The following is a 13,055-nucleotide window of genomic DNA, read 5'->3' on the forward strand; positions in this document are numbered from 1 at the left end:
CTCTTCCTCGGGAAATCGCAGCTGTGCCGCGTCGCATCATCAGAACGCTCAATGCGTTCAGTGCCTGTGCCCTTGCCCTCACCTTGAGTGGCTGTATCGGAACCTGGGGCATCGCCCCGCAAAGCAAGACGCTGCAAGCCAATACCTTGACCACCGACGCGGCCATACGCGCAGCCGCGACCGACGCCCATTGGCCAAACCAGCAGTGGTGGCACGCCTATGGCGACCCGCAGCTGGATCGCTGGATTACCCTGGCCGTGGCCGGCAGCCCGAGCCTGGCCATGGCCGCAGCGCGGGTACGTGAGGCCAAGGCCATGGCTGGCGTGGTCGAGTCGGCGGAAAAGCTCCAGGGCAATGGCCAGGCCACGCTCAAGCGCCACAACTGGCCTGAAGACCAGTTCTACGGCCCGGGCGCGCTGTCGGGCGCCAACACCTGGGACAACAACGCTGCCATCGGCTTCAGCTACGCCCTCGACCTGTGGGGGCGCGAGCGCAATGCCAGCGAGCAGGCCGTAGACCAGGCACACATGAGCGTGGCCGAAGCCCGCCAGGCGCAGCTGGAGCTGCAGAACAACGTGGTGCGCGCCTATATCCAGCTGAGCCTGCATTTTGCCCAGCGCGATATCGTCAAGGCCGAACTGGAGCAGCAGGAGCAGATCCTGGCCCTGGCCAAACGCCGCCTGGATGCCGGCATCGGTACCCATTTCGAAGTCAGCCAGGCCGAAGCGCCGCTGCCAGAAACCCACCGCCAGCTCGACAGCCTGAACGAAGGCATTGCCCTGACCCGCAACCAGCTGGCCGCACTGGCCGGCAAGGGCCCGGGGGAGGGCGCGCAATTGCAGCGCCCGGCCCTGGCTTTGGCCGCGCCGTTGAAACTGCCATCGAACCTGCCTGCCGAACTGGTCGGCCAGCGTCCCGACGTGGTCGCCAGCCGCTGGCAGGTGGCCGCCCAGGCGCGAGGTATCGACGTCGCCCACGCCGGCTTTTTCCCCAACGTCGACCTGGTTGGCAGCCTCGGCTTTATGGCCACTGGCGGTGGCCCACTGGAATTTTTGACCGGGCGCAAGTTCAACTACAACGTCGGCCCGGCCATCAGCTTGCCAATCTTTGACGGTGGTCGCCTGCGCTCGGAACTGGGTGTGGCCTCGGCGGGGTATGACGTGGCCGTGGCGCGCTACAACCAGACCGTGGTGGGGGCACTGAAGAACATCTCCGACCAGTTGATCCGCCGCGAGTCGATGAAAGAGCAGTCGCACTTCGCTGCCGAGTCGGTTGCTGCTGCGCAGAAAACCTATGACATCGCCATGGTCGCCTTTCAACGCGGCCTCACCGATTACCTGAACGTGCTCAACGCGCAGACCTTGCTGTTCCGCCAGCAACAGGTGCAGCAGCAGGTGCAGGCCGCCCGCCTGATCGCCCATGCCGAGCTGGTCACCGCCCTGGGTGGTGGCCTGCAGGCCGGTCAGGATGCGCCGAAAGAGGAACGCCAGGCCGCGCCGAAAACCCCGGCCACCCTGGCCATTTTCGACAAGAAGCCGGATAACGCCGAATGAGCACTTCCAGTTTGCCCGTGCGCTGGCTGCAAAGCCTGGAATGGCGCCGGGGCTTCTTTGCCTGGGCGCGCACCGACGGCGTGACCTGGGTGTACATCTTCAAGGTGCTGGCCGCCGCGTTCATCACCCTGTGGCTGGCCATGCGCCTGGAGCTGCCGCAACCGCGCACAGCGATGATCACCGTGTTCATCGTCATGCAGCCGCAAAGCGGGCATGTGTTCGCCAAGAGCTTCTACCGGGTGCTCGGCACCCTGGCCGGTTCGGCGATGATGGTGGCGCTGATCGCCATCTTCCCGCAGAACACCGAACTGTTCCTGCCCAGCCTGGCGCTGTGGGTGGGCTTGTGCTCGGCCGGCGCCATGCGCTACCGCACCTTCCGCGCCTATGGCTTTGTGCTGGCCGGCTACACCGCTGCGATGATCGGCCTGCCAGTGCTGCAGCACCCCGACCAGGCGTTCATGGCCGCGGTATGGCGGGTGCTGGAAATTGCCCTGGGGATTCTGGTGTCGACCTTCGTCAGTGCCGCAATCCTGCCGCAGTCGGCCAGTGCCGCCATGCGCAATGCCTTGTACCAGCGCTTTGGCGTGTTTGCCGGGGTAGTGGTCGAGGCGCTGCGTGGCGATAGCCAGAAGGACCGTTTCGAGAGCAGCAACGTGCGCTTCGTTGCCGAGGCGGTGGGCCTTGAGAGCCTGCGTAACGTCACCGCCTTCGAAGACCCGCACATGCGCCGTCGCAGTGGCCGACTGGTGCGGATGAACAGTGAGTTCATGGCCATCACCACACGCTTCAATGCGCTGCATCGGTTGCTTGAACGCCTGCGTGCCCGTGGCCCGCTGCAGATCGTCAGTGCCATCGAGCCGGGCCTGAACACCCTGGTGGAGCTGCTGCAGCCTTACGTGGGCCGGGCGTTGACCGACGCCGATGCACTACGCCTGACCCTGGAGCTGGCGGCCTACAAGGAAGGCCTGCAAGCCCAGGTGCGCGGCCTGCGCGCCGAGTACCTGGCAACCGACCCCAGCGAATCCGACCTGCTCGACTTCCACACCGCGTTCGAGCTGCTGTACCGCTTCGTCGACGAGATGTACAGCTACGCCGAAACCCACGCCTCGCTGGCTGCGCACAAGCACGAGCGCGAGCAGTGGGACGAGCCCTACGTGGCGCAGACCAGCTGGCTGGTGTCGCTGGCTGCGGGTATCCGCGCCTCGGCGGTGCTGTTGCTGCTGGGCAGCTACTGGCTGCTCAGTGACTGGCCCAGTGGCGCCATGATGACCCTGATCGCCACCGTCACCGTGGGCCTTTCGGCGGCCTCGCCGAACCCCAAGCGCATGTCGTTCCAGATGGCCTGCGGCACCGCCATCGGCGCTTTCATCGGCTTTTTCGAAACCTTCTTCGTGTTCCCCTGGATCGACGGCTTTCCGCTGCTGTGCATGGTGCTGGCGCCGGTGTTCGTGCTGGGCGCGTTTCTTTCGTCACGCCCGGCCTACGCCGGTTACGGCATCGGCCTGCTGGTGTTCTTCGCGATTGGCTCGGTGCCCAACAACCTGACGGTGTATGACCCGTACACCTTCATCAACGACTACATCGGCATGGTTATCGGCATGTTCGTCTGTGCCGCCGCCGGGGCGATCATCCTGCCGCCCAACAGCCGCTGGTTGTGGAGCCGCCTGGAGCAAGAGCTGCGCGAGCAGGTTCTGTTTGCCATCAGCGGGCGCCTGCGCGGCATCGGCACCGCCTTCGAAAGCCGCACCCGCGACCTGTTGCACCAGGCCTATGGCCTGGCGGCCGGCAAGCCGCAGGTGCAGAGCCAGCTGATGGGCTGGATGTTCACCGTGCTGGAAATCGGCCACGCCGTGATCGAGCTGCGCAAGGAACAAGCCCGCGCACCGGTGCACCCGGCCTACGCCGAGTCGCAGCCGTGGCGCCAGGCCATCCGCGTCATGGGCCGTGCCCTGACGCGGTTGTTCTTGCAACCCAGTGCGAGCAACCACGAACGCGCCCTGGTCGCCGTGGACCATGCCATTGCCCGCGTGCAGGCCACCGACGAACCGTTCGCCCGGCACTTCGACACCTCGGTACTGCGCCGCGCGCAAAGCTACCTGCACTTCATCCGTTCCTCCTTGCTGGACCCACAGTCGCCACTGGCACCGGCGAAAGGATTGCACCATGCCCCGTGAAATCGCCTTCCATGGCGTGTACATGCCCACCATGACCTTGATGTTCCTGTTCGCCCTTGGCCTGGCCTGGGGCCTGGACCGGTTCATCGCCAGCCATGATGGCTACCGCTTCTTCTGGCACCCGGCGCTGTTGCGCCTGAGCCTGTTCGTCTGCCTGTTCGGCGCCATGGCGCTTACTGTCTACTGGTGAGAAACCTTCGATGAAAAAGTTCTTCAGCCTGATCGCCACCCTGCTGGTGCTGGTCGCTGCCGTGGCCATCGGTCGCCAGCTGTGGCTGCACTACATGACCACGCCTTGGACCCGCGACGGCCGCGTGCGCGCCGACATCATCAACGTCGCCGCCGACGTACCGGGTTACGTGGTGGATGTGCCGGTCAAGGACAACCAGCGGGTGAAGAAGGGCGACCTGCTGATCCAGATCGACCCCGAGCACTACCAACTGGCGGTCGACCAGGCCAAGGCCATGGTCGCCTCGCGCAAGGCCACCTGGGAAATGCGCAAGGTCAACGCCAAGCGCCGTGCCGACATGGACAACCTGGTGATCTCCAAGGAAAACCGCGACGACGCCAGCAACATCGCCAACTCCGCACAGGCCGATTACCAGCAAGCCCTTGCTGAACTGGCGGCAGCCGAGCTGAACCTCAAGCGCACCCATATCGTCGCGACGGTGGATGGCTATGTGACCAACCTGAATATCCACAAGGGCGACTACGCGCGCACGGGTGAGGCGGTGATGGCGGTGGTCGACGAAAATTCGTTCTGGGTCTACGGGTTCTTCGAGGAAACCAAGCTGCCCCACGTGAAGGTGGGTGACCAGGCCGAGTTGCAGATGATGAGCGGCGAGCGCATCAAAGGGCATGTAGAGAGCATCGCCCGCGGTATCTATGACCGCGACAACCCACAAAGCCGCGAGCTGATCGCCGACGTGAACCCCACCTTCAACTGGGTGCGCCTGGCGCAGCGGGTGCCGGTACGTATTCACATCGATGAAGTGCCGGAAGGGTTTTTGCTGGCGGCGGGGACGACGTGTACGGTGGTGGTGAAGCCTGGCGAGGGGTGAGTTGGGGTGGCGTTGGGGCTGGTAAGTGCATGTCTCGAGGGGTGTGGCGCCCTTGAGATCGAGCGCCGCCCGCGCGGCGCATCGCGGGCAAGCCCGCTCCTACATTTGTTGCAACGTGCCGTTCCAGTCAGGCCATGGTTGTTCGCCTTGGCGCATGACTGAAGAGAGGCAGGGCGCCAGCAGCGCCAGCCGCAATACCTCGTCGTGCTAACAAGGCTGGCAACCATGGCCTATCAGCCCATGGCACGTTGCAACAAATGTAGGAGCGGCTTTAGCCGCGATGCGCCGCGCGGGCGGCGCTCGATCTCAAGGGCGCCACACCCCTCGATACATGCACCTACCAACCACAACCCGTTCAAAAGCCCCCTATGCCACCCCCACCAACACCGGCACCTGCACCCGGTCAATCACCTTCGCGCTGATTGACGGGTCCAGCAACCGCCCCAACCGCGACAGGTGGCGGTGGCCCATGATGATCAGTTCGCAGTTCAATTCCTGCGCTTTGGCCACAATCGCGTCAACCGGCTGGCCGGCCACCATGCAGCCCTGGCTGGTGAAGCCGGCTTGCTGCAGCTCGCGCACGGCCTCGGCTACGGCGTGGTCGGCATGCTGCTGTTCCTCGCAGGCGGCGGGGTATTCCTCCAGTTCCTCGGCGGTGTAGGGCGCAGGTTGCTCATGCACGGCGAAGGTGGAATCGATGGCCAGCAGCACGTGCAGTTCGTGTTGACCGGGGCGGCAGTAGCGGCGGGCGAGGGTGAGCAGGGCGCTGGAAGCGGGGGAGGCGTCGATGGCGATCAGGATGGGGCTGGGCATTGAAGATCCTTGTACAAGGCTGGCTGAATGGGTGCCTGTTCTAGCCTCTTCGCGGGTAAACCCGCTCCCACAGGTACTCCACAGTATTTCAAACCTGCGCAGTCCCTGTGGGAGCGGGTTTACCCGCGAAGAGGGCGAACCTGCCATCCCACATTCTTGGCTCAGTCCACTCAGTGAATAAATGCCCCACCACGCAAGAGCGCATTGCGTCTGATGCAATCCACCAACCTGCTACCATCGCGTTTCCCGCAGCTGTAACGGAAAACGGCCATGCAACTCCCGGACATGAACTTGCTCGTCGCCCTCGATGCCTTGCTCGACGAGGGCAGCGTGGTGGGCGCAGCGCAGCGCATGAACCTGAGCCCGGCGGCCATGAGCCGGACACTGGGGCGTATCCGCGATGCCTTGGGTGACCCGATCCTGGTGCGCGCCGGCCGTGGCCTGGTGCCGACGCCGCGCGCGTTGGCCCTGCGCGAGCAGGTGCATGGCCTGGTAGAACAGGCCGGGCAGGTGTTTCGCAGCCGTGATGATGTCGACCTGGTCAACCTGGACCGTGCCTTCAACATCCGCACCAACGATTTGTTCATTGCCCTGTATGGCGCCCAGCTGCTGCGCATGATGCTGGCCCAGGCGCCGCGTACGGTGTTGCGGTTTGTCCCGGAGGGCAGTGGTGACGATGATGCAGTGCTGCGCAACGGGCATATCGACCTGATCATCAGCTCGGCCATTGAACTGGGCCCGGAAATCAAGGTGCAGAGCCTGTTCAACACCTACTTCGTGGGCCTGGCGCGTGTGGGGCACCCGATCTTCGACGCCCCCATCACCCCTGAGCGTTTTGCCGCCTACCCGCAGATCAGCGTGTCTCGACGCGGCCGTGCCAACGGGCCGATCGATGTGGCGTTGGCCAACCACAAGGTGGAGCGGCGCGTGGCCCTGATCACCACCAGCTTCCACTCGGCGATGTTCTCGCTGCCGGATTCGGACCTGATCCTGCCGATACCCGCCAATATCCTCAACAGTGTGCAGCGGTTGAAGTTGCCATTGCGCTCGTTCGAGATCCCGGTGCCGTTGGAGAAGGTCAATGTGATGCAGGCGTGGCACCCGCGCTTCGACAACGACCCTGCGCACCGTTGGTTGCGCCAGACGTTGAAAGCGTGTGGCCGCATAGACCCGTGATTAAGGCATGGATTGCGTCTGACGCAATATAAAACTACCGACAAGTCAGTTTTCGTCAGCATTCGACCTTCTTAAACTTGCCCCAGCCCTGAAATTGTTGCTGGAGATGTATTCTCATGACTTCCCTGACGGCGCCCTCTGCGGCGCTGGCCGCCGCCCCCGCGCCGGCCGCGCCTGCGCAGACGGCGTTTGGCCTGCAGGTGGTGGTCGGGCTGTTCGGTGTGTTGCTGGCCGTGCTGTGTGCAGGCCTCAACGAGTCGGTCACCAAGATTTCCCTTGCCGATATCCGCGGTGCAATGGGCATCGGTGCCGACGAAGGCGCCTGGTTGCTGGCGGTGTACAGCGCCGCCTCGGTCTCGGCCATGGCCTTTGCGCCGTGGCTGGCCACCACCTTCTCGCTGCGGCGCTTCACCATGAGCGCCATCGCCCTGTTTGCCGTACTTGGCCTGCTGCAACCGTTCGCCCCCAACCTGCACAGCCTGATGTTGCTGCGGGTGCTGCAGGGCTTTGCCTCGGGGGCCTTGCCACCGATGCTGATGAGCGTGGCCCTGCGCTTTTTGCCGCCGGGTATAAAGGTTTACGGCCTGGCCTGCTACGCCCTGACCGCCACCTTCGGCCCCAACCTCGGCACGCCGCTGGCGGGGCTGTGGACCGAGTACGTCGGCTGGCAATGGGCGTTCTGGCAGATCATCCTGCCCTCGCTGCTGGCCATCGTCTGCGTCGGCTGGGGCCTGCCGCAAGACCCGCTGCGTCTGGAGCGTTTCAAGCAGTTTGACTGGCGTGGCGTACTGCTCGGGCTGCCGGCCATCAGTTGCATCGTGCTGGGCCTGTCGCTGGGCGACCGCTGGGGCTGGTTCGATTCGCCGCTGATCTGCTGGCTGCTGGGCGGTGGCCTGCTGTTGCTGGTGCTGTTCATGTACAACGAGTGGTCCGAGCCGCTGCCGTTCTTCCAGTTGCGCATGCTAAAGCGGCGCAACCTGAGTTTTGCCCTGGTGACCCTGGCCGGTGTGCTGATCGTACTGTCGGGTGTGGGCAGCATCCCCTCGGCCTACCTGGCGCAGATCCAGGGCTACCGCCCTGCGCAGACCAGCCCGCTGATGATGCTGGTGGCCATGCCGCAGCTGATCGCCCTGCCGCTGACCGCAGCGCTGTGCAACATCCGCGCGGTGGACTGCCGCTGGGTGCTGGGCATCGGCCTGGCGATGCTGGCGGTGTCCTGTATCGGCAGCAGCCTGATGACCAGCGAGTGGATCCGTGGCGACTTCTACCCGTTCTACCTGCTGCAGGTGTTCGGCCAGCCGATGGCGGTGCTGCCGTTGCTGATGCTGTCCACCAACGGCATGACCCCGCAGGAAGGCCCGTTCGCATCCAGCTGGTTCAACACCGTGAAAGGCCTGGCTGCAGTGATCGCCGGTGGCCTGCTGGATGCCCTTGGCACCCTGCGCCGGCACTTCCATTCCAACCACCTGGTGGACAGCCTGGGCAACGCCCCGCTGGTCGACGACAGCGCTGCCGGCCTGGCCAGGCGCATCCACGACCAGGCGCTGGTACTCACTTCCGCCGACCTGTACCTGGTCATGGCCTGCATTGCCGTGGCCCTGATCTGCCTGATTCCTTTCGTGCCTACCCGGGTCTATCCGCCGCGTGCGGTGGCCTGAACCCTGGATGAATTCGAGAACACCTGAAATGACCAACAACCGCAAAACCCTGTTCATCGGCTCGGTGCTGGCCGTGGCCGTGCTGGCTGGCATCGTCGGCCCCTGGATGTTTGGCAGCGACCATCGCCAGAGCACCAACGACGCCTATGTGATCGCCGACTACACCGTGGTCGCGCCCAAGGTGGCCGGCTTTATCAAGGAAGTGCTGGTGGAGGACAACCAGCAGGTTACGGCCGGCCAGTTGCTGGCGACCATCGACCCCCGCGATTACCAGGCCGCCCTGGACGCCGCACAGGCGCAGTTGCTGGTGGCCCAGGCGCAAAGCGCCGATGCCCGCGCCACCCTTGAGCGCCAGGCATCGTTGATTGCCCAGGCCGAGGCTGCTGTCAAAGCCGCCCAGGCCGAAGCGGCGTTCGCCGACCACGAGGTCAACCGCTACAGCCGCCTGGCCGAGCAGGGCGCCGGTACCGTGCAGAACGCCCAGCAGGCGCGCAGCGGTGTAGACCAGGCACGCGCACGCCTGGCAAATGCCCAGGCAGCGTTAGTGGCGGCGCGCAAGCAGGTGGACATTCTCACGGCCCAAGTGGCCAGCGCCGATGGCCAGCTGAAACGTGCCGAAGCGGGCGTGGAAAAGGCCCAGCTCGACCTGTCCTACACACGTATTACTGCGCCGGTGGACGGCATGGTCGGCGAGCGCGCACTACGCATAGGCGCCTACGTCAACCCGGGTGCCCGCCTGCTGTCGGTGGTGCCGTTGCAACAGGCCTATGTGGTCGGCAACTTCCAGGAAACCCAGCTGACCCACGTGCAGCCTGGCCAGCCGGTGAGCATCAGCGTCGACACCTTCTCCGGCGAAAAGCTGCAAGGCCATGTGGAAAGCATCGCCCCGGCCACCGGCGTCACCTTCGCCGCCGTCAAACCGGACAACGCCACTGGCAACTTCACCAAGGTGGTGCAGCGCATTCCGGTGAAGATCGTCTTCGATGACGGCCAGCCGCTGCTCACCCGCCTGCGTGTGGGCATGTCGGTAGAAGCGACCATCGATACCCGTGGCGACAAGCTGGACGGCAAAGAGGTGAGCGCACGATGAAACCGGCATTACGCTTGAGCCCGTTGCTGCTGGCCGTGTTGCTGGCCGGCTGCACCATGGGCCCGGACTTCTTGCGCCCCGACAGCCAGGCACCGCAGCAGTGGGCGCCGCTGCAAGGCGAAGCGGCGGCCAGCCAGCCGCAGGCCGAACCGCTGGAACTGCGCTGGTGGGAAACCTTCCATGACGCACAGCTCAGTGCCTTGATCCAGCGCGTTGCCGAGCGCAACCTCGACCTGCAAATGGCCAGTGCACGGTTGCTGCAAAGCCGCGCCCTGCGCAGTACCGTGGCCGCCGATGAAGTGCCGTCGGTGGATGCAAACGCCGGCTACAGCCGCGCCCGCAACAGCGCCGAAGGCCTGAGCGATCCGTCTGGCAAGGCGGGCAAAGCGGCGTACAACCTTTGGCAAGGCGACCTGGTGGCCGGTTGGGAACTGGACTTGTGGGGCCGCGTGCGGCGCCAGGTCGAGGCTGCCGATGCCACCGTCGAAGTGGCCGAGAACGACCGCCGGGGAGTGCTGCTGGCCCTGCTTTCGGAAACCGCCGGCAATTACATCCAGCTGCGCGCCGTGCAGCACACTCTGGATGTGACGCAGGACAACCTGAAGGTTGCCCAGCACAGCCTGAAGCTTTCCCAGAACCGCCAGGCCGAAGGCGTTGCCACGCGCCTGGACGTGGCCCAGGCCAGCGCCCAGGTTGCTTCGATCGAATCGCGACTGCCAAGCCTTGAAGCCCGTCGTGATGACCTGATCAACGCGCTCAGCTTGCTTGCCGCCGAACCGCCGCGCAGCTTGCAGGCCGAATTGCTGCAGGGCGGCGAGCTGCCCGCGCCGCAGCAGAAGTTCGCCATCGGCGTGCCGTCCGAATTGGCCGAGCGCCGCCCTGACATCCGCCAGGCCGAAGCCCGCCTGCATGCCGCCACCGCCAGCATTGGCGTGGCCAAGGCGGATTTCTACCCGAGCATCCGGCTGTCGGGCAGTGTCGGCTTCCAGGCCATGCAGTTGTCTGATTTCGGTGGCTGGGATTCGCGCCGTTTTGCCTTCGGGCCGCAGCTGTCGTTGCCGATCTTCGAGGGCGGCCGGCTCAAGGGCACCCTGGAGCTGCGCGAGGCGCAGCAGCAGGAAGCGGCGCTGAACTACCGCAAGGTGGTGCTGGGTGCCTGGCATGAAATTGACGATGTGCTGCGCCTGTACAACGCCAGCCAGTTGCGCCGTGACCACCTGGCCGAGGCCGTGCGGCAGAACCGCATCGCCCTGGAAACTGCCCAGCGCCAGTATGTGGAAGGGGCGGTGGACTTTCTCAATGTGCTGACGGTGCAGGGCGCATTGCTGGCCAGCGAGGAGCAGTGGATCGACAGCTCGGCGGCGGTGTCGCAGGCGTTGGTGGGGCTGTACAAGGCCCTGGGTGGTGGTTGGCAGGCGTTTGATGAGCAGCCTGCGAAGAAAGCCTAAAGGCAGGGGCCGCTTTGCGGCCCATCGCCGGCAAGCCAGCTCCCACAGGTGCAGTGCAGACCTCAGGCACAGCACTATATCTGTGGGAGCTGGCTTTGGGCCCATCGCCGGCAAGCCAGCTCCCACAGGTGCAGTGCAGACTTCAGGCACAGCGCTCTACCTGTAGGAGCTGGCTTTGGGCCCATCGCCGGCAAGCCAGCTCCCACAGGTGCAGTGCAGACCTCAGGCACAGCACTATACCTGTGGGAGCTGGCTTTGGGCCCATCGCCGGCAAGCCAGCTCCCACAGGTGCAGTGCAGACCTCAGGCACAGCGCTCTACCTGAGGGAGCTGGCTTTGGGCCCATCGCCGGCAAGCCAGCTCCCACAGGTGCAGTGCAGACCTCAGGCACAGCGCTCTAGCTGTGGGAGCTGGCTTTGGGCCCATCGCCGGCAAGCCAGCTCCCACAGGGTAAGTGCAGGCCTCAGGCACAGCGCTATACCTGTGGGAGCTGGCTTGCCGGCGATAGGGCCGGTACAGGTAGCCGAGATCTCAGAGCGGGCGCAGCAGGCCAAAGCGCTTGCGCAGTGCCCAATCCAGCAACCGCCGTGGCAGCAACCTTGCCATCAACGGCAACGCCGTACTGCCATTCCCCAACCGCACCCCCCCCGGTACCGGCGACTTGCCGACTGCCGCCAACACACCCTGGGCAAACACCGCCGCCGAAGTCGGCCTGTCCTGCGAGGCCCGCGCCCGCGCCTGGACATGTTCACGCAACGGCCACCAGGGTGAGTCCGCCGCCAGTACCTGCTCGGCCTGGCGCTGGGCATTATTGGCGAACTGCGTGTCAATCGCCCCCGGCTGCACTTCCATCACCTGCACACCGAACGGCGCCAGTTCCAGGCGCAAGGCATCGCTCAGCGCATGCACGGCCGCTTTCGAGGCGCAGTAGGCGCCGGCGAATGGCGTGACCAGCACGCCGGAGACGCTGCCGATGTTCACCACTGTTCCCCGTGAGCGGCGCAGCAGCGGGAACAGCGCGCGGGTCACACCGACCACGGCGAACACGTTGGTTTCAAACTGTTGGCGCAGGGCATCCACACCACCGTCCAGCACCGGGCCCATGGCGCCGTAGCCGGCGTTGTTGATCAGGATATCCAGGGTTTCGAGTTCTTCGGCCAGGCGGGCGAGGGCTTCGCTGTCGTTCACATCCAGTTGCCGGGCGGTGAAGCCGGCGGCGTTCAGCACTTCAACATCCTCTGCCTTGCGAGCGGTAGCCCAGACGTGGTGGCCGGCATCGCGAAAGGCGTCGGCCAGGGCGCGGCCGATGCCGCTGGAACAACCGGTGATCAGGACGGTGGGCATGGTTGGGGCCTGTTGTAAGGAGGATTGGTTTCCCTGTGCCGGCCTCTACGCGGGTGAACCCGCTCCCACAGGTACCCCACAGAACTCAAGATCAGTGGGATCTCTGTGGGAGCGGGTTCACCCGCGAAAGGGCCGGTACAGGCGATATATCAATTGGCAAATGTACCTTGCAGGTGCTCGGCACGAAATTCCAGGGTCTGTGGCCGGTACCCGGAGCGCAGCGGTGGCAACGGCAGGCAGTCCTTCCACTCGGCCCCCGGCTGCAAATCACCCGGCCCCCGGTAGCGCGGGGCGTTGTAGGTGCTTTCGGCCAGGTTCACCGTGTCGCCTGGTGCATACGCCGCCACCCGCCAGCGCAGTTCGGTCAGCGGGGCCTTGTTGCCGTTTTTCATGTGTACCTGCAACGCACGGTCGGCCGGGCATTGTTCGGGGGCATAGGCAAGGCGCAGGTCCAGGCGGGCCAGTTGCGAGGTTTCGCGGTTGTCTTGCCAGGCGACGAACAGCACCACCAGGCCGAGGCCAAATACGGCGGCCAGCGAGATCGGCAGGGCCTTGGCCGGGTAGCGCAACAGCAGTACCAGCCAGGTAAGGATGAGGAAGGCACCGATGATCATGGGGCTTGCAGACCTTGAATGCGCGGGGTCTGACCATCGTAGCCTGAAATGGGGGAGGGCTCAAAAGCGCGAAGCCCGCTCCCAGCCTTTGTGGGAGCGGGCTTGTCCCGCGACAGGGCCGCAAA

11 protein-coding genes are annotated in these 13,055 nt (G+C 65.0%); 8 read left to right on the forward strand and 3 right to left on the reverse strand.

Annotation, left to right across the window (positions count from 1 at the left end; translation table 11 throughout):
* Positions 1–23: 23 nt before the first annotated feature.
* From ACN6NG_RS03545 to ACN6NG_RS03560, 4 genes are read left to right on the forward strand one after another with little or no spacing between them, the layout of a single operon-like run.
* Positions 24–1,553, forward strand: a complete 1,530-nt coding sequence (locus ACN6NG_RS03545) for an efflux transporter outer membrane subunit (RefSeq protein ID WP_474312961.1) — start codon at positions 24–26, stop codon at positions 1,551–1,553.
* Positions 1,550–3,727: an FUSC family protein gene (locus ACN6NG_RS03550; RefSeq protein WP_049278174.1), complete on the forward strand. Its 2,178-nt coding sequence runs from the start codon at positions 1,550–1,552 to the stop codon at positions 3,725–3,727. The genes ACN6NG_RS03545 and ACN6NG_RS03550 overlap by 4 nt, the downstream gene beginning before the upstream one ends.
* The gene (locus ACN6NG_RS03555; protein WP_009685040.1) at positions 3,717–3,917 is read left to right on the forward strand and encodes a DUF1656 domain-containing protein; all 201 of its coding nucleotides are present in this window, start codon (positions 3,717–3,719) and stop codon (positions 3,915–3,917) included. Before ACN6NG_RS03550 ends, ACN6NG_RS03555 begins: the two co-directional genes overlap by 11 nt.
* A gap of 10 nt (positions 3,918–3,927) precedes the next feature.
* Positions 3,928–4,788: an efflux RND transporter periplasmic adaptor subunit gene (locus tag ACN6NG_RS03560; protein WP_019473277.1), complete on the forward strand. Its 861-nt coding sequence runs from the start codon at positions 3,928–3,930 to the stop codon at positions 4,786–4,788.
* 366 nt (positions 4,789–5,154) lie between these two features.
* Here the strand turns inward: ACN6NG_RS03560 and ACN6NG_RS03565 are convergent, their stop codons facing one another.
* Positions 5,155–5,601: a universal stress protein gene (locus tag ACN6NG_RS03565; RefSeq protein ID WP_474312962.1), complete on the reverse strand. Its 447-nt coding sequence runs from the start codon at positions 5,599–5,601 to the stop codon at positions 5,155–5,157.
* 270 nt (positions 5,602–5,871) lie between these two features.
* On the opposite strand from ACN6NG_RS03565, the gene ACN6NG_RS03570 reads away from it, so the two are divergent.
* From ACN6NG_RS03570 to ACN6NG_RS03585, 4 genes are all read left to right on the forward strand, one after another.
* The gene (locus tag ACN6NG_RS03570) at positions 5,872–6,777 is read left to right on the forward strand and encodes a LysR family transcriptional regulator (protein ID WP_016497993.1); all 906 of its coding nucleotides are present in this window, start codon (positions 5,872–5,874) and stop codon (positions 6,775–6,777) included.
* Between the two features lie 116 nt (positions 6,778–6,893).
* Positions 6,894–8,435 carry an MFS transporter gene (locus tag ACN6NG_RS03575; RefSeq protein ID WP_061202744.1) on the forward strand — a complete coding sequence of 514 codons (1,542 nt, stop codon included), beginning with the start codon at positions 6,894–6,896 and terminating at the stop codon, positions 8,433–8,435.
* Positions 8,436–8,463: 28 nt separating this feature from the next.
* On the forward strand, positions 8,464–9,525 hold the full coding sequence (locus ACN6NG_RS03580) for an HlyD family secretion protein (protein ID WP_049274667.1): 1,062 nt from the start codon (positions 8,464–8,466) through the stop codon (positions 9,523–9,525).
* Positions 9,522–10,973, forward strand: a complete 1,452-nt coding sequence (locus ACN6NG_RS03585) for an efflux transporter outer membrane subunit (RefSeq protein WP_016497996.1) — start codon at positions 9,522–9,524, stop codon at positions 10,971–10,973. The genes ACN6NG_RS03580 and ACN6NG_RS03585 overlap by 4 nt, the downstream gene beginning before the upstream one ends.
* A 530-nt stretch (positions 10,974–11,503) precedes the next feature.
* Here ACN6NG_RS03585 and ACN6NG_RS03590 read toward each other — a convergent pair.
* Positions 11,504–12,316 carry an SDR family oxidoreductase gene (locus ACN6NG_RS03590; protein ID WP_474312964.1) on the reverse strand — a complete coding sequence of 271 codons (813 nt, stop codon included), beginning with the start codon at positions 12,314–12,316 and terminating at the stop codon, positions 11,504–11,506.
* A 149-nt stretch (positions 12,317–12,465) separates the two neighbouring features.
* Positions 12,466–12,930 carry a multidrug transporter gene (locus ACN6NG_RS03595; RefSeq protein ID WP_474312965.1) on the reverse strand — a complete coding sequence of 155 codons (465 nt, stop codon included), beginning with the start codon at positions 12,928–12,930 and terminating at the stop codon, positions 12,466–12,468.
* Positions 12,931–13,055: the final 125 nt, after the last annotated feature.

The organism is Pseudomonas sp. TSO6 (assembly GCF_056098905.1).